This window comes from Sellimonas intestinalis, assembly GCF_001280875.1.
In the GTDB taxonomy this organism is placed as follows: Bacteria; Bacillota; Clostridia; order Lachnospirales; family Lachnospiraceae; genus Sellimonas; species Sellimonas intestinalis.
In genome coordinates this window covers 539489-556279 of sequence record NZ_LGAJ01000003.1, presented here as the reverse complement: position 1 = coordinate 556279, position 16791 = coordinate 539489, and the positions used below count along the sequence as shown (strand labels likewise).

Here is a 16791-nt window from a genome sequence, read left to right as displayed (position 1 = left end):
GTTTCCCTTGCTTTTTGTCACTGTCTCTGATACAGTAAATTTATCAATACAAAGGAGACAAGGAAGTATGGAAGATCAAAATCTAACTGTCACTCTTACGCTGGATAACGATGAGGAGCTGGAGTGTGATGTGCTTACAATTTTTTCTGCTGGCACACACGAATATATTGCCCTTCTGCCACTGGATGAAAATGGAGAAGCCAATGAAAGCGGAGATGTTTTCATCTATCGTTACGAGGAGATTGACGGTGAGCCAAATCTTTCCAACATCGAGGAGGATGAGGAATACGATGCTGCCGCCGATTCTTTCGATGAGTGGCTGGACGAGCAGGAGTTTAACGAGCTTCTGGATGAGGACGAGGACGAGTAAAAAGTTCCTGGACAAAACGGGATGGATGAACTTCTTTCCCGTTTTTTTCTTTGATATAACAGATCGTGAGTTCCTCTTTAGCACGTGTCATGGCTACATAAAAGAGTCTTCTCTCTTCTTCGATCTCTTGGTCTGCCATCGCTTTCCGGTGGGGAACTGTTCCTTCCAGCGCCTCAATGATATAAACACAGCGGTACTCCAGCCCCTTAGCCCCATGCATCGTCAGAAATGCGGCCTTTCCTTTTGTAAACTTCTCTTCTTTTTCCATCTGCCGAAGCTTATCCGTGTAGATCTGGGAAAAATCCAGCCATTCCTTCATAGTCTTTCGTCTTTTCATGCTTTGAGCCAGCTCATCTACGATCTCCAGAAAGTCCGTCTCTTCAGTCTGCAGCTTGTTTATTTGTTCTTTCAAGAAATCCTGATACCCGACTTTTTTGAGCAGATACTGAAATGCCGCATAAGGTGCCATCGATGAGATTTCCTTCATATCTTGCTCCCACTCGTCAATCCTGTCCAGCATCCAGTCTTTGTCACAATAAAACCTCCTAAGATCTTCAAAGTCCGTCCGCTCTTTCTCAAGAGCGCTCCGGCCAATATACCGGTTTGGCCTGTTCATAATCCGTAAGAAATCACTCCGGTTGCGTTCTCCCATGGCAATGCGGAAATAGGCTTTGACATCCTCGGCAATAAAGTGCTCAAAAAGATGAAATGCCTTTTCCTTTATAAAAAAGGGGATACCTCGGTTCAAAAATGCCGTTATCGTAATGGACGCATCCTGCACCGTTCGGAAAATTATCGCGATTTCTTCCGGAGGTATCCCTTCCCTTAGCTTTTTGTTCACCTCTGCCGCTACATAATCTGCTTCCTGCTCCATGTCTTTTACTTCCTGAACATGAACCGGACGACCCTGACCGTGTACCGCTTGCAGCTCTTTAGAGAAACGCTGTCGGTTTTTCTGGATCACCCTGTCAGACGCCTCAACAATGAATTGACTACTTCGATAATTTATGGATAATCTCACGATGGAACTCCCCGGAAAATCCTCCTGAAACCGACGCATAATCCCCGGCGTAGCGCCTCGAAATCCATAGACAGACTGATCGTCATCTCCTACTACAAAGAGATTTCTCTTCTTCCCCGCAAGTAGTTTTACGATCTCATACTGGATCCGGCTGCTGTCCTGGAATTCGTCAATCAATATGTAAGAATATCGTTCCTGCCATTTTTTCAGAATATCCGGCCGCCTGCAGAACAACTGATAGCAAAGGAGAAGCATATCATCAAAATCGATTCTTCCGGCCTCTTTTTTACGCTTTTCATAGGCATGATAAAGCTGACGGTCCTCCGGATCATCAGAGATCCCTGCAAATCCGCCGTTATTCTTCACCTTACCGATCATCAAAAGGACATCTTTTTCTGCCGGACGACGATGGTTTTCTCTTTCCACATCCGCTACAGCTGCCTCGATCATTGTCTTTTGCTCTTCTTCTGTCAGGATCTGATCCGGCGTCATATGGTAAATCTGGCGAAGCATCCCGTAATAGATCCCATGAAATGTCCCGAATGTCACCGGGTAATTTCTTGTACCCATCCGCTCCCAGAATCTCTCTTTCATCTCCTTGACCGCATATTTGGTAAAAGTGATGACAAGAATCTCCTCAGGCCGGATCTGCAAATTCCGAATCATCCATTCCAGACGTCCCGTGATGACAGCCGTCTTTCCGGATCCCGGTCCTGCCAATACCATACAGGGTCCGTCCCGGTGGCAGACAGCCTTTTTTTGTGCTTCATTAAAATTGGAAAGCGGGGGTTTTTCTCCCCCGCCGTACTGCTTTTCCATAGACTATTTCTCCAATAATGCGATACCCTTACGGATGCGATCAAGAGATTCTTCTTTTCCGAGCACTTCCATGATTTCCGTGGCGCCACCCGGCGTATTCTGCTTGCCGGAAACCGCTGTCCTGACCGGCCACATGACATAGCCGTTTTTGTATCCTTTTTCAGAAACATACTCTTTCAAAGTCGCAAAAAGTGCGTCGTTGCTGTAATCCTCCTGCTTCTCCAGAATCGGCAGCAGATCTTTTAACACTTCCAGTGAGGTTTCCTCGTTTGTCTTCATTTTTTTATGAACATACATGGACGGATCATACTCCGGAAGCGTTTCAAAAAAGTCAATCTGCCCCGGGATATCCGGGAAAACTTCAATTCTTGTCTTCACAAGAGCCGCAATTTTTTTCAGATCGTAATCCTTTGTAATGGCCTCCTGAATGTATGGAAGCGCCATCTCATAGAAGGTATCAAACTCCATCGCTTTCATATACTCGCTGTTCATCCATTTGAGTTTCTGTATGTCAAATACCGCAGGAGATTTGCTCATATGATGGAAGTCGAACACTTTCACCAGTTCCTCAAGGCTGAAAATCTCCTGATTATCCTGTGGGCACCATCCCAGAAGAGCTACATAGTTGACTACTGCCTCCGAGATAAATCCCTGCTCAATTAAATCTTCATAGGAAGAATGACCACAGCGCTTACTGAGTTTCTTGTGGTTCTCATCTGTAATGAGAGGACAGTGTACATAGACCGGTGGCTCCCAGCCGAATGCCTCATAGAGGCGATTGTACTTCGGCGCGGAAGACAGATATTCATTTCCTCTGACCACATGGGTAATATTCATCAAATGATCGTCAATCACATTGGCAAAATTGTAGGTTGGATAACCGTCAGACTTGATCAGAATCATATCGTCAAGCTCCGCGTTATTGACCGTGATATCTCCGTAAATCTCATCGTGGAACGTCGTAGTTCCTTCGGTAGGCATATTAATGCGGATCACATATGGCTTCCCTTCTGCAAGATTCGCCTCAACTTCCTCTTTGCTAAGGGACAGGCAATGCTTGTCGTAGACACGGATCTCTGTTCCGCTTTCGGAAACAGTGGACTTCAGGCTGTCCAGACGTTCCTTGTCACAGAAACAGTAATAAGCGTCTCCCTGCTCGATGAGCTGCTTTGCATACTTCAAGTAAAGGCCGCTCTCATTTCTCTCGCTTTGTACATACGGACCATAACCCCCGTCTTTATCCGGACCCTCATCGTGGATAAGTCCTGTCTTCTCTAATGTCCGGTAAATGATCTCCAGCGCCCCATCCATGAAACGCTCTTGATCGGTATCCTCGATTCTCAGCATAAAGTCTCCGCCCTCATGCTTTGCAATCAGATAGGCGTAAAGCGCCGTACGAAGATTGCCGACATGCATTCTGCCTGTCGGACTTGGCGCAAATCTCGTTCTTACTTTGCTCATAATATTTCTCCTGCTTTCCTTTTTATTTTTTATCTTTGCCTGTTATATTCACCATATCGATGATGGCAAGACTGACCACAACTAAAAACATCATCCCGTAAACTGCGTATCCCTGAAGCTTCTCAGAATCAGACAGAAATACAATAAGGAAAAAGATCACCATGACAATATCCACGATAAGCATCGGGATACCAAGCTTTCTTCCCACCTTCTTCGGATCAAGGGTTTTCTTTACTTTATCCGGGAGTGAACGGTAACCTGGCACCATATTCAGTGCTTTTCCACTAATCAATAAAATACTCAGAACGGTCATCAGTGCAACTACGACAATACTTCCAATCATCTCTTTTCTTCCTTTCCTCCATCCTGCCGGGTATAACGAAGGGAATCCTGCTTCCAGTCTCCTCTTCTTATAACCTTAAACAAAGTATCCATCAAAAAGATTGCCAGCGCAATCGCCCCTGCAATCTCAATGGTCTGTGTCAGATAGTAACCTGTCATGACCCGGTCATTCTGTAACATTGAATTCATAATCTGGTAAATTCCATTTCCCGGCACTGTCGGCAAAATTCCACCAATCAGAAACATCGTGACAGGAGCTTTCAGAATCCTTGCGAATATATGGGATATAAGGCCTGCCGCCAAAGCAGACCAGAATGAAGCAATCACTGGATTCCATCCAGTCTCCACACAGATAATATAAATAAACCCCGATGCCGCACCGGCAATTCCGGCCCAGAGCAGATACTTCCTCGGTGAATTAATCAGGACGGAGAAGGAAAAGACAGCGATGAAAAACCCAATCGTCTTGATTCCGATATCTATCATAAGATCCCTCCTGTCATTCCATTTCCGAAAATCGCAAATGCGACGCCGACTCCAAGGGCAATCGCTGCTGCCTTCAAAAATGCCTCCAGGATTCTGGCACATCCGGAAATATAGTCTCCCTGCAAGGTATCCCGTACCGCATTGGTAATGGCTACCCCCGGTACGAGCGGCATGATCGAACCGATTACAACAGTGTCCAGAGTGATTGCTTCCCCCATCACTTTTTTCATCACAACTGCCATCAGTCCTACGCCAAATGACGTCGCAATATCAAGAATCAAGCCATCGATCCCAATGACCTTTGCCCCAGCCATCACACTGGAAAGAAAAAGTCCCACAATCAGCGTTGCCAGAACATCGTATAGAGAACCTCCAAAGGAGATGGTAAATCCAACTGCTACCACCAATGGAATAAAAAAGGCAAGTAGCGGCGGATACGGGACTGACTCTACTCTTTTTAACTCTTCATATGCATCGATAAGCTCGATCTCCGCTCCACAATATCTTCTGGAGATCTGGTTTACCTGCTCAATCACACTTAAGTTGGTTCCCCTTTTTTCAATTCCTTGAATTAAAGTAACAGGAGCAACCTCCTCTCCACTGATTGATGCTGTGATTCCGGTCAGCACGACCAAAATCTCCACCACTTCCAGATGAGAAGTTTTCAGAATATGGTGCATCGTATCCTCCACCCGGTAGGTCTCCGCCCCATTTTCCAGCATCAGCTTTCCAGCAAGCATTGCTGTATTCATCAATAATTTATAGTCCATTCTGATGTCCTTTTTTGTATCATAAGTTCCATTTGACATCATACTATTTCTTTCGGAAAAAATCAACCCACACCGGAAAGCCAGCCTGAAAAAATTCCAGGCTGGCTCTTGTATAGGATTTATTATAGCTGAATGTCTAATTAATGTATCCTGCTTTTTTTAATTCTTCTTCTGCTTTCGCAAGATTTGCCTCAGACACACGAATAATCGGACCCGTACATCCCATGCCGCTCTCTGCATAGATCTCGATCTTCCACAGCGCACGCACTGCGTCCTCCAGATCCATAACTTCGATGCCGGCAATCTGAGCTGTTACGATTTCCTTCGGAGGCTCTTTCACTTCTTCCTCTGCTGCGGCCGGTTTTGCGACTGTCTTGTAGGAAGCAAGTACTTCTTTGAAACCACATTTCTTTACTGCGTCGAACTCTCTCTTTGCAACATCAAATACTTTATTACGAACGAGTTCTGCAGCATAGCAGATTGCATTTGCGATTACTGGTGCTCCAGACGCACGGGAAACGATCATAACAAGTTCATCGTACCCTTCCCCGATTCCAGGACCATATCCGAATCCTGTTGCCTCAAAGCTTCCGCCTGTGTTGAAAGAAGAAAGCATCTTCACAAGAATATTACCTGTCAGAGAATCTGTAACAAGAATATCCGGTGAAGCTTGAAGCACGTCGTTTCCTCTCATTACGCAACCGCCGTCCGCACGTCCGGACTCAGCAAATGCAATATCGTAACCGTTACTCTGCAGCTCTTTGAGTGCTTTCTCTGTCTGGCGCGCGCCATCCACATTGAGAATACCAACGGTTGGTTTTGCGATTCCACATGCCTTTGCTGCAATCACACCGTAAACTGCGTTCTTGATCATTCCTTCGATACGATCTGTACTGGAAGTTCCGGTTGTATTGGCGATGAACATTTCTTTTCCTTTTGCAGGAGTTACAACACGCCCAACGGTAGATACGCCGATCGGGAATGGGAAGTGCATCGTTACAGCACCATCGATCTCTTTGTTCTTCAGCATATCTTCCATCTTCTTGTGGCCTTCCTCGTCGTCAGCCACCTTGATTGTTGTTACGCCTTCTGCTTCCAGAGTACCGATGTAGTATACATCCACACCCTGTTTTGCTGCCATTACCGCTGCCTGCATGGAATTTTCCTCGCCGTGTTCGCTGCCCATTCCTGTCAGAGCGATTTTCGGACGCCTGCCGTACTGTCCGCTCTCCAATCCCTGTGCCATTTCCATAAAGGTAGAGGCAATCACTTTTTCAATACTACTTGCCATTTTCTACACCTCACTATTCTGCCATCAGAGTTTCAGCGAATTCTTTCATAGCTTTTGCGATCAGGCCTTTTACTTCTTCTTCAGATACAGCAGATTCTGCGCTGTTTCCTTCATTTGCCTGGATTACAAAAGATACGCCGTCAAAGAGGTTCGTCATACGTCCAAGGAAAAGACTTCCTTTACCGATGATCATAGCCTTTTTGATATTTCCGTTCAGGATATCTTCGCGAGCGAATCCGATGTATGGAACACCTGACGGAATATGTCCCTGTGTCGGAGCCCATCCTGTCAGACCATGCTTCTCGATGAATGTAGGAAGCTCTTTTCTGTCGATATCGCCACGTTTTACAGCAAGCGCACCGATCATCTTGTAGTTTGCAAGCGGTACATCACCAGCTCCTGCTGGTTTTGTGATATCCGGGTTCTGCATTTCCGGTGAGAATTTGTCGATATCTGTTACTTTCCATCCAGCTCTGTCAAGCGGATCTGTTACAAGGCTTCCGATAACAGCCTGTGGAGCGGAGCCTGTTCCAACTGTATGGCGTCCGAGAACGTCCAGATTGATTTCCGGATTTACTCCATCATTTTCAGATACAACGACAGCGAATCCGCCAAGGCAGTCCTCCAGAATCGGAAGGCCTTTCTTTACATGGTCTTTTCCGTTCATACCAAGCTTTGCAGTACATCCTCCGGCTGTTACAACAACGGTCTTGTATGCTCCGGATTTTACGAGTGCTGCAGCCTCGATCAGAGCGTGGGACGGTCCTGCACAGAATCCACGTGCATCGGAACCGGTTGCAGATACAAGTCCTGCTACCTCAGCTGCAGCTTTTGCGAAGTTACCGCCGCCTCTCTGGTTCATATCACCACACGCTTCCTCCGCACAGTCGATAACATATTCCACGTCCTCTTTGTTGATGCCCGCGTTGCGGATTGCATATAACAAAGCGAGAACGCTGGAAGCCTTGCTCATTAAGTTTTCATGCATTACATGGGCGGAAAGGTTCACATCGATATCGTGAGCTGTTCTGACACATCCAACGAGCTCGTTGTTGTGGTACAGTCCTTCAGCATGTTCGTTTTCAATGTAATGTTTGATTTCATCCAGCTCATAGCCTTCTTCGATCTTGGAGATAATATCCTCTGTGATGATCGGATCAGCAGCCAAAGCGTCTTTATGTGCGCTTACGAAGTTCTTGTCTAATTTTACAACTTCAAACATATCGCAAGCCTGTACTAAAAGAAGGAACTCTTCTTCCGGCATAATTTCACCGAATTTTCCGTATCTTTCAGATCCTTCTCTTGTTTTGTCATAGTAAGGGAATTCAACCTTGGAAAGTTCTTCCGGTGTAGCGTTTCCAATATAAACCTGGTTTGGCCAGTAATTTACACATTCTTCATAAGAACGTAAATGACTTCTTAATTCTTTTAAATATTCTGATTCCGGATTGACAACTCTTTCTGTTGTCTGTGTTGTTCCGTTATATACTACCATTTCTGGAGTATGTGCCAATACATAGCTGGCTCCTTTAATTACACTGTTCATTGTTAGTGTCCACCTTTCTTTGCGTTATAAAAGGAATGTAGTTGTAAGAAAAGCGGTGAGGTAAGTATTTACCCCACCGCTTGTGAATCCGAAATCCGGTATTTCAGATTTTCCTATAAATACTTACAGTATTCGTCACGGATTGCAGACATTTCGTCTACGATGTCATCAACATCAAGAACCATTTCCATCATGCCGACCTGCTCATCGTATACCGCTTCATCAAACTCTTCTTTCAGTTCTGGTTCACAAACGTGATATGTCGTGAGTCCAAGCTGGACCCCTGTCAATGGACCTGCGAATGTCGGGTCACCAGCAGTAACAGTCTCAGCTGCAAGACCTGCAGCTTCACCTTCAGCAGCACCAAGTACTACTACTAAGTTCTCTGGTCCGAATTCATCTGCGAATTCTTTTACCCTTTTCTGATTCTCAAGATCCATTGCGCCTGCGCTCGTTCAGACGAAACATTCTGTTGAAGAAAAAACAATTTCTCCACCGGCTGTCTTAACGCACTCTGCGATAGCCGGTCCCGGAACACCATCACGGTCACCAATAATAATGACTTTTTTACCTTCTAAAATTGCCATGATGTTTTTCCTCCTTCCCTTCGATTTAATAATTTTAAGTATTTATAAAGGACACCGCTTTATGTCCTCGTAAAGCCCTTACGGGCTGTTACGCAAATGAAGTATGACTTGCTGTTCCTATGCGTAGTATTTTTTGATCATTTCTTCTACTGCTTCCGGAGTAGCATCGTCTTTTACTAATTCCTCTACTTTTTCACCATCTTTGTAGATTGCAATAACCGGAAGTCCAAGGATCTTCTGGCCAATTGCAAGACGACGTGCTTTTGTCGTATTTAAAGATGTAAATTTAATTTTGTCACCATATTTCTCTGCATAAGAGTGAATGTGTGGCATTAAAGCCTGACATGGCACACATCCATCTCCAAAAAAGTCTACGAGAACATATCCTTCTGCCTGCAGTACTTCTGGTTCAAATGTTTTCTTATCTACCTCTAACATGATAAATCTCCTCCTGAACTGATCTTATTCGTTTTCGTTGATATATTTCTCAGCCTGTGTAGCGGCAATTGCTCCATCTGCGGCAGCCGTTACAACCTGACGCAGGCTCTTGATACGAACATCTCCGGCAACAAATACGCCCGGAATATTTGTATGCATGTTTTCATCGGACTTGATATATCCTCTTTCGTCCATGTCAATCACGCCTTCAAACACCTTGGAATTCGGGATCGTTCCGATAAATCCGAATACGCCGAACATTCCATCATCTTCGTCAGCTTCGATTGTAGTGAGCTCACCTGTCTTTACATTCTTCACTGTCATGGAAGAAAGGATTCCATCCCCATTTACTTCTTCTACAACGGTATCCCATAAGAAGTGGAGCTTATCATTCTTAAACGCCTTTTCCTGAATGGACTTCGCGGCACGAAGTTCATCACGTCTGTGGATGATCGTAACTTTTCTCGCGAATTTTGTAAGATACATCGCTTCTTCAACAGCAGAATCACCACCGCCTACTACATACACTTCAAAATCTTCAAAGAAGTTGGCATCACATGTTGCACAGTAAGAAATACCTTTTCCCATAAATTCTTTTTCGTTTTTGCATCCAATCGGACGTGCAAAAGCACCGGTTGCAATGATCACTGTTTTTCCAAGGTATTCTGCCTTGGCGCTTTTCAGCTTCTTCACATCGCCATCCAGCTCAACAGAATTGATCACGTCTGTTACACGCTCCGCGCCAAACTTCTCAACCTGCTGTGTCATTCTGGCGATCAGAGAAGGTCCGCTTTCACCTTCTACAATCTGCCCCGGATAGTTTTCAATCTCATCCGTGATAGCAATCTGTCCGCCGTCTTTTCCTTTTTCAATGATCAGAGTGGATAAGCGGCTTCTTCCGGCATAAAGGCCTGCTGCTAATCCGGCTGGTCCTGCTCCCAGGATGATTACGTCATAAATTTTACTCATAACGTCTTACTCCTTCTTTCATATTTTGTCTTTATCTGGGCATACAGGCGGAATTCCCGCCCGTATGCTGATACCCACATGACGTCAGTAAAAGAGCTGTCTCTTATGACTGATTAGTTGTCGAATACTGTCTGATCGTCTACTTCTGTAGTAAGAGCGCTTAATGCTTTCTCTACGATCTCTTTACGAAGTTTGTATTCTTCTTCTTTGTCAAGTGCCGGGTTGCCAAGAGGATGAGGAATGGCAATCGCCGGAACGATTCTGTTCGCACCAACTGTCAGGGAAATTGGTGTTACTGTACAGATATGAACAACCGGAAGTCCGGCTGCTTCAATACCTTTCACGAGCGTTGCACCGCAACGCGTACAGGTACCTCATGTGGAGGTAAGGATAACTGCATCTACTCCATCAGCTTTCATCTTCGGAGCAAATTCCTCAGCAAATGCTTTTGCTGAAGCAACGGCTGTTCCGTTACCAACTGTTGTGTAGAATTTATCGTACAGTTTTCCAATTTTTCCTTCTTTTTCCATTTCACGAAGTACATCAACCGGAAGTACACGGTCAGCATCTTCGTTTGCATATACCGGGTCATATCCGCCGTGAGCTGTCTCAAATGTCTCTTCTGTCAGATCATCGATTCCAGCAATGCTGTATTCGCCGTACTTAGAAGCATTGGAACTTTCGATATGATCCGGATTTCCCTTCGGAACGATACCACCGGATGTAACCAGAGCGATCGTTGCTTTGGAGAGATCCTTTACCGCCGGGTTCGGAGCAACTCTGTCGAAAGACGGCATCGGGTATTCTGTCTCAAATGGCTTGTCAGCAAGTTTCTTAAGAAGCATCTTAACCGCACGTTTGGATCCTCTTTCTTTTTCGAAGAAGTTCACACGTACACCGTTCGGCATATACCCCTCCTCACAGGAAGCACCGATTGCTTCATGCTTTGCAAGTTTCAGGGCAAGCGGAGCCATACTTCCAACTGCTTTTCTCATACCTGCTGCAGAGTTCTTGGTAGACACGGTGTAGACTTTATTCTTAAACATATCCGCGCCCGGGTTCTCTGTATACATACCTGTCACTGCCGGAATTCCAAGCTCTTCCTGTACAGCATCACAGATCGTACCGCAGGCAACGCCGTAACGTCCGGCATTAAATGCAGGACCTGCCACGAACACATCCGGATTGTATTTCTTTACAACTTCCAGAATTTCTGCTTTTGCTTTATCAAGATTTTCATTGAAGTAGGAGTCGCCACAGATAATAGTAGCTACGATTTCTGCCTCTTCTCCAAATGCCTGTTTGAATGCAAGACCAGGTCCGATGACTTCGGCTTCGCGAACTTCTACCGGATAGTCTGCTTTTTCTTCTCCACCGATATTAGCGAAGAACTGATTGATATAATGAACTACTTTTAACATCTTTCTTATCCTCCCTCACTATCTGGCGCTTAATAAGTTGAATCCTGTTTCATTTGTTGCACCCGTAATTGCCTGGATCTCAACTTCGATCGTTCCGTCTTCACGTAAGCTGTGCTCGTTACCGCCGGCGATGGTGTTGACATAATCCAGTGTTCCGATCACTTTATCCATTTTCGGAAGTACAATTACCTGGTTTGCGTTTCCGCCTGTTACTACTGCATCAGCAGCCGGATCAGCGTCAGCAAGTGACTGGGATTTTCCATCACGTCCAGCATATTCGTCTGTGATAATAACGGTCTTCACACCTTCTGCTTCGATCTTCTTACAGTTCATAATAAGGTCTGTATCCGGATTACCGAAACCTTCCTGAGATACAATAACCGCGTCCAGATCAAGAAGACGGCAAAGCTTTGCTGTCCAATCAGAAGAACGCTGTTTGTCAGCAAGGTATACGTTTTCGTTTGTCAGGATCTGGCATACAAAGTTGATCGTCTTGCCGTGTTCTTCAAAGAGGTCGTGCACAACCGGGTTGTTTTCGTGTACATATGTAGGATTCTTATCACATGCGGATACACAGTTACCGGAAACGATTGCGCCGTCCATTACTTCTGTCGGGTTGATGATTGTGGAAAGAGTTTTCTTTGCATCAACACCGTATACATATGTATCATGCAGAAGTCCCTGGCTCTGAAGCATCTGTACATATGCCACTCTCGGAAGTCCCGGAAGTTTTTCCATTCCTTCTTTGATTCCATATGTCTCATATACTTTTGTTTCGTCCGGTGTAAGCTCTCTTGCAAGCTCGCCAAGATATACAGCAACACGGAATCCCGCAAAACGTACAGCCGCTTCATATTCATGCTGTTTAATTCCATCGATCGGCTCGCATACAACAACAAGATTGTTTAATTTTGAGAATGGTGTGTAGTCAGCTCCCGGACCTGTCATATCGATGATACCTTCCTGGAATCCGACAATTTTACCAGCAGTTACCACTGCCATTCCCTTTAATGCGTAGGTCTTTCCCTCACCAACTGTGTCAACTTTGGAAATAACGCCCGGGAAAATTCCTCCACGTCCTTCCACCTTGACACGTGGCTCAATAACATCTTTAACCGGAGTAATTCTTACACTTTCTCCTGGTCTTGCAATGTCAAATTTTACACTTTTGATGTGCTCGTCCTCAAGGACAACTTCTTTTACAGCTTCTTCGGATACATAAAGAACACCGTCTTCGATTTTAGACTCAGCGCCAAACTGGATGTCCTTAATAAAAATGTGTCCAACTTCTAATCTCACTGTAATTCCCTCCTTCTAAAAAATGAAATCTATGCCCCAAAGTACCCCAGTACTTCATTGCCATTTGTCTCCTACCAGGCATCCGCAGACGGGAGTGCACTGGAAATCAGTGTGTAATCAATCAGTCTGAAATCTTCATACACCTGAGGTGCATATTGGTCAGACTTAAACTCAAACTTTCCGCAGGAAGCGATGGCTCTTTCGATAATCTCAATGCCCATCAGATCCGCCTTGCCGGCCGAAATAGAAACCATCACGGATTTGTATGGAGTCTCATTCGGCTTGACACTTCCGGAAAGCGGGTGTGTCAGAAGCTTGCATCCTCTGTATACTTCGTCTTTTACTTTTTCCAAAACATCTTCGTATGAACATTCGTAAAACTCGACCTGGTAATCCTGACCGAGCTTTTCACGAACAAGGGGGTTGTTTGTAATAATTCTAAAATCCTTCTTCATAGTTCCACCTATTTTAAAAAGGGCGGCTTTTCTTCCGCCGAAGCAGAATACAAGGCCGCCCTTCTGTCTTATGTATGTCGGGTATATCTCATACACGATTCAGAATGTGGTCCTTTCCCTGATCCTTTTGCCTGAAAGTTTCACCTTGTCAGTAAGGTTTGCATCTTCGGCGGTTCGTAGCGTGAACTCTCTCGCAGGAAAAATCATCCCACTATTTAATTGTCCGCAGAGTATGTCTCTCGCATTTCTGTTTCAAGTATATCATATGGATTTATAGATTTCCAGCATTTTATTCGTTTTGTACATAGTTTTTTTCTATAAAACGCCTATCTTAGTCACCTTGATATGCTTTTTGTTATTTTTTCTTCTTTTTCTGAAGTTCCGGATGCCTAGGTAGGAAATTCTTGAAATAATCGTCGTGCGTCTTCTTGATCATACCACTCAAAGCAAACAGCGCAATAATGTTTGGCACTACCATCATACTGTTGAAGCAGTCCGCCATGTTCCAGACAAGATCTACCTTTGCAAGAGACCCCAGAATCACACAGACACATACGAGTACAGAATAAATCGGTACTGCCTTTGCTCCAAACAGATACTTGATGTTTGCTTCTCCGAAAAAGTACCATCCAACAATCGTAGAGGATGCAAAGAAAAACATACAAATTGCGATAAAAATTTCACCGAACTTACCATATACAAGAGAATACGCAAACTGGCTTAACTCTGCTCCAGTATATCCTCCGCTTACTGCATTGTATGATTCTGGAAGCGCTCTCGTTGTCACAATAACAAGCGCCGTCATGGTTAATACGATGAATGTGTCGATAAATACGCCAATCATTGCCACATATCCTTGCTGTACCGGATGATCTACTTTCGCCACCGCATGAGCATGAGGTGTGGAACCCATACCAGCTTCGTTAGAGAACAGACCGCGGGCAACACCTTTTGTGATTGCTTTGGAAATCGTGGCTCCGATCGCTCCTCCCGCGATTGCTTCCGGTGCAAATGCTCCTACAAAAATTTCGTAGAACGCAGTTGGGATATTCTTCCAGTTATAGAAGATAATGATTAAAGATCCTGCAATGTAAAGAGCCGCCATCAACGGAACGATCAGTTCTGTAACCTTTGCGATTCTCTTCATGCCGCCTGTAAAGATGAACAGACAGATCACCGCGATCACGATACCTGTAATCCACTGTGGAATACCAAATGCAGTATGGAAAGAAGCCGCAATCGAATTGGACTGAACCGCGTTTCCCATAAATCCAAGCGCAAAGATCAAGAGCACAGCAAAAATTGCCGCCAGGACTTTACCAAAGACTCCTTGAAACGCTGCCCGGATATAGTAAACCGGACCACCCGTTACAACGCCGTCTTTTCCGATCTTCTTGTACTTTTGCGCCATAATAGCTTCGCAGTAGATCGTCGCCATTCCGAGGAAGGCTGCTACCCACATCCAAAAGATCGCACCCGGACCGCCAATGGCGATCGCTGTTGCGGCACCTGCAATATTACCGGTACCTACCTGTGCAGCGATTGCAGTCGCAAGAGCCTGGAAAGAGCTCATGCCGTCCTTGCCGGCATCTCCTTTTTTGGAAAAGAGACCTCCAAAAGTCCGCCTCATTCCTTCCTTAAATCCTCTTACTTGAATAAATCCCGTACGGAACGAGAACCAGATTCCTCCGAATCCAAGCGCTACAATCAGGATGTAGTCTGAAAGATAATGTTGAATTTCCAGTACAATGTTGTTTAATGTATCCACAACAACCCCTCCTTTACCCTATAGATGTTTTGAATATTTTTCCTGACATATTTATAATACCATTTTTTGTTTTATTTTACAATAATTTCGTGAATTATATCGCTTTTTTGTTTATTTTATCCAACTTAATATACAAGCCTGTTTACTATCGACAAAAAAAGGGCCTGAAAGCCACGAAATGCGTGGGTTTCAGGCCTCATGGAATATGCACGATTTTCATAAGTTTCTTTTTTTTATGCATATCGCCAAAAATTTATCAATTTTGTTTTTCAGGTTCTATACATGAATTTCTGCTTTTACACCAAGCTCTTCTTTATGTTGCTCCAATACCGGGCGTACGACATTTGCAAGGAATGTGTCCACCTGCTCTTTGGCACGTCCAGTATAGCGTGTAGGATCCATTGCCTTCTTAAGTTCGTCCAAACTCAGATTAAAGGACGGATCAGCCGCGATCAGTTCCAGAAGATTATTATCAAGCCCTTTTTCCTTGACATTTTTTCCTGCCTCCATGGAGAGCTCTCGGATACGCTCGTGAAGCTCCTGACGGTCCCCGCCTGCCTTTACCGCATCCATCATGATATTTTCTGTCGCCATAAACGGAAGCTCTGCCATCAGGTGCTTTTCGATCACCTTCGGGTAAACGACCAGACCGTCCACTACATTCAGACAAAGGTCCAGGATACCGTCGATTGCCAGGAATCCTTCCGGTACGGATAGACGCTTATTCGCCGAGTCATCCAGGGTACGCTCAAACCACTGTGTTGCTGAGGTGATCGCTGGATTTAAGGCATCCACAATCACATAGCGGGCCAAAGAGGCAATTCGTTCGCTTCGCATCGGGTTTCTCTTATATGCCATGGCTGAGGAACCGATCTGATTCTTCTCAAATGGCTCTTCTACCTCCTTTAGATGCTGGAGCAGACGGATATCATTGGACATTTTGTGGGCACTTGCGGCAATTCCTGCCAGAATGTTCAGAACTCTCGTATCCACTTTTCGGGAGTAGGTTTGCCCGGAAACCGGATAGCAGGCAGAAAATCCCATCTTCTTAGCAATTATCGGATCAATCTTATCAATAGTCTCCTGGTCTCCCTCAAAAAGCTCCAAAAAGCTTGCCTGGGTTCCTGTAGTTCCTTTGGAGCCAAGAAGCTTTAAGGACCCACTAACATATTCCAGATCTTCCAGATCCATTAGAAACTCCTGGAGCCAGAGTGTCGCTCTCTTTCCTACAGTCGTCGGCTGCGCCGGCTGGAAATGAGTAAAAGCAAGAGTCGGCTGTGCTTTATAGCGATCCGCAAACCGTGAAAGTTCGTCGATCACACTCACAAGTTTCTTTCTAATCAGCTTTAAGGCTTCTGCCATCACAATGATATCGGTGTTGTCTCCGACATAGCAGGAGGTCGCTCCCAGGTGAATAATCCCTTTGGCTTTCGGACACTGTTGGCCGTAAGCGTACACATGGGACATGACGTCGTGGCGTACAAGCTTTTCACGCTCTTTAGCAACTTCATAATTGATGTCGTCTGCATGTGCCTTTAACTCTTCGATCTGCTCCTCCGTGATCGGAAGGCCGAGCTCTTTTTCTGTCTCTGCCAAGGCGATCCAAAGTTTTCTCCATGTGCGGAATTTCATATCTGGAGAAAAAATATACTGCATTTCTTTACTTGCATACCGTTCTGATAATGGACTCTGATATCTGTCGTTCACTGTTTCATGCTCCTTTTCCTAAACTTGGGGTCAATACCCTT

General features: G+C 45.0%; 16 protein-coding genes and 1 riboswitch. Of the genes, 1 reads left to right on the top strand and 15 read right to left on the bottom strand.

The window, feature by feature from the left end; all coding sequences use genetic code 11:
- The first annotated feature begins 67 nt into the window (after positions 1–67).
- The gene (locus AOA56_RS03575; RefSeq protein ID WP_053768969.1) at positions 68–370 is read left to right on the top strand and encodes a DUF1292 domain-containing protein; all 303 of its coding nucleotides are present in this window, start codon (positions 68–70) and stop codon (positions 368–370) included.
- On the opposite strand, the gene AOA56_RS03570 is transcribed toward AOA56_RS03575, so the two are convergent.
- From AOA56_RS03570 to purB, 15 genes are all read right to left on the bottom strand, one after another.
- Positions 336–2210, bottom strand: a complete 1875-nt coding sequence (locus tag AOA56_RS03570) for an ATP-dependent helicase (RefSeq protein WP_053768968.1) — start codon at positions 2208–2210, stop codon at positions 336–338. The two genes, AOA56_RS03575 and AOA56_RS03570, sit on opposite strands and share 35 nt — an antisense overlap.
- 3 nt (positions 2211–2213) lie before the next feature.
- Complete coding sequence (gltX, locus tag AOA56_RS03565) at positions 2214–3671, bottom strand: glutamate--tRNA ligase (RefSeq protein ID WP_024732622.1); 1458 nt, start codon at positions 3669–3671, stop codon at positions 2214–2216.
- 22 nt (positions 3672–3693) lie between these two features.
- Positions 3694–4014, bottom strand: coding sequence for a DUF3784 domain-containing protein (locus AOA56_RS03560; RefSeq protein WP_024732623.1), 321 nt, complete (start codon positions 4012–4014; stop codon positions 3694–3696).
- Positions 4011–4499 (bottom strand): threonine/serine exporter family protein, encoded by a 489-nt coding sequence (locus AOA56_RS03555; protein ID WP_152334129.1) that lies wholly within the window; start codon positions 4497–4499, stop codon positions 4011–4013. The genes AOA56_RS03560 and AOA56_RS03555 overlap by 4 nt, the downstream gene beginning before the upstream one ends.
- Positions 4496–5269: a threonine/serine exporter family protein gene (locus AOA56_RS03550; RefSeq protein WP_053769096.1), complete on the bottom strand. Its 774-nt coding sequence runs from the start codon at positions 5267–5269 to the stop codon at positions 4496–4498. Before AOA56_RS03550 ends, AOA56_RS03555 begins: the two co-directional genes overlap by 4 nt.
- A 136-nt stretch (positions 5270–5405) precedes the next feature.
- Positions 5406–6560 (bottom strand): glycine/sarcosine/betaine reductase complex component C subunit alpha, encoded by a 1155-nt coding sequence (gene grdD / locus AOA56_RS03545; protein WP_024732626.1) that lies wholly within the window; start codon positions 6558–6560, stop codon positions 5406–5408.
- 13 nt (positions 6561–6573) lie between these two features.
- Positions 6574–8106 carry a glycine/sarcosine/betaine reductase complex component C subunit beta gene (grdC, locus tag AOA56_RS03540; protein WP_048621830.1) on the bottom strand — a complete coding sequence of 511 codons (1533 nt, stop codon included), beginning with the start codon at positions 8104–8106 and terminating at the stop codon, positions 6574–6576.
- 113 nt (positions 8107–8219) lie between these two features.
- The gene (grdA, locus tag AOA56_RS03535) at positions 8220–8693 is read right to left on the bottom strand and encodes a glycine/sarcosine/betaine reductase complex selenoprotein A (RefSeq protein WP_082136429.1); all 474 of its coding nucleotides are present in this window, start codon (positions 8691–8693) and stop codon (positions 8220–8222) included.
- A 117-nt stretch (positions 8694–8810) separates the two neighbouring features.
- On the bottom strand, positions 8811–9131 hold the full coding sequence (gene trxA, locus AOA56_RS03525; protein ID WP_024732630.1) for a thioredoxin TrxA: 321 nt from the start codon (positions 9129–9131) through the stop codon (positions 8811–8813).
- 24 nt (positions 9132–9155) lie between these two features.
- On the bottom strand, positions 9156–10100 hold the full coding sequence (trxB, locus tag AOA56_RS03520; protein ID WP_053768967.1) for a thioredoxin-disulfide reductase: 945 nt from the start codon (positions 10098–10100) through the stop codon (positions 9156–9158).
- A 113-nt stretch (positions 10101–10213) separates the two neighbouring features.
- The gene (grdB, locus tag AOA56_RS03510; protein ID WP_082136430.1) at positions 10214–11521 is read right to left on the bottom strand and encodes a glycine reductase complex selenoprotein B; all 1308 of its coding nucleotides are present in this window, start codon (positions 11519–11521) and stop codon (positions 10214–10216) included.
- Positions 11522–11539: 18 nt separating this feature from the next.
- Entirely contained in the window at positions 11540–12820 is a 1281-nt protein-coding gene (locus AOA56_RS03505) for a glycine/sarcosine/betaine reductase component B subunit (protein WP_024732633.1), read from the bottom strand.
- 71 nt (positions 12821–12891) lie between these two features.
- Complete coding sequence (locus tag AOA56_RS03500; RefSeq protein WP_024732634.1) at positions 12892–13275, bottom strand: GrdX family protein; 384 nt, start codon at positions 13273–13275, stop codon at positions 12892–12894.
- A gap of 109 nt (positions 13276–13384) precedes the next feature.
- Positions 13385–13481, bottom strand: a riboswitch (glycine riboswitch).
- A gap of 149 nt (positions 13482–13630) precedes the next feature.
- Positions 13631–15043, bottom strand: coding sequence for an alanine/glycine:cation symporter family protein (locus AOA56_RS03495; protein ID WP_024732635.1), 1413 nt, complete (start codon positions 15041–15043; stop codon positions 13631–13633).
- A 276-nt stretch (positions 15044–15319) separates the two neighbouring features.
- Positions 15320–16750 carry an adenylosuccinate lyase gene (gene purB / locus AOA56_RS03490; RefSeq protein WP_082349841.1) on the bottom strand — a complete coding sequence of 477 codons (1431 nt, stop codon included), beginning with the start codon at positions 16748–16750 and terminating at the stop codon, positions 15320–15322.
- Positions 16751–16791: the final 41 nt, after the last annotated feature.

Excerpts from the sequence above, each read along its gene's own strand:
- AOA56_RS03575 (WP_053768969.1), top strand. The coding sequence starts at position 68 with ATGGAAGATCAAAATCTAACTGTCACTCTTACGCTGGATAACGATGAG.
- AOA56_RS03570 (WP_053768968.1), bottom strand. The coding sequence starts at position 2,210 with ATGGAAAAGCAGTACGGCGGGGGAGAAAAACCCCCGCTTTCCAATTTT.
- gltX (WP_024732622.1), bottom strand. The coding sequence starts at position 3,671 with ATGAGCAAAGTAAGAACGAGATTTGCGCCAAGTCCGACAGGCAGAATG.
- AOA56_RS03560 (WP_024732623.1), bottom strand. The coding sequence starts at position 4,014 with ATGATTGGAAGTATTGTCGTAGTTGCACTGATGACCGTTCTGAGTATT.
- AOA56_RS03555 (WP_152334129.1), bottom strand. The coding sequence starts at position 4,499 with ATGATAGATATCGGAATCAAGACGATTGGGTTTTTCATCGCTGTCTTT.
- AOA56_RS03550 (WP_053769096.1), bottom strand. The coding sequence starts at position 5,269 with ATGGACTATAAATTATTGATGAATACAGCAATGCTTGCTGGAAAGCTG.
- grdD (WP_024732626.1), bottom strand. The coding sequence starts at position 6,560 with ATGGCAAGTAGTATTGAAAAAGTGATTGCCTCTACCTTTATGGAAATG.
- grdC (WP_048621830.1), bottom strand. The coding sequence starts at position 8,106 with ATGAACAGTGTAATTAAAGGAGCCAGCTATGTATTGGCACATACTCCA.
- trxA (WP_024732630.1), bottom strand. The coding sequence starts at position 9,131 with ATGTTAGAGGTAGATAAGAAAACATTTGAACCAGAAGTACTGCAGGCA.
- trxB (WP_053768967.1), bottom strand. The coding sequence starts at position 10,100 with ATGAGTAAAATTTATGACGTAATCATCCTGGGAGCAGGACCAGCCGGA.
- AOA56_RS03500 (WP_024732634.1), bottom strand. The coding sequence starts at position 13,275 with ATGAAGAAGGATTTTAGAATTATTACAAACAACCCCCTTGTTCGTGAA.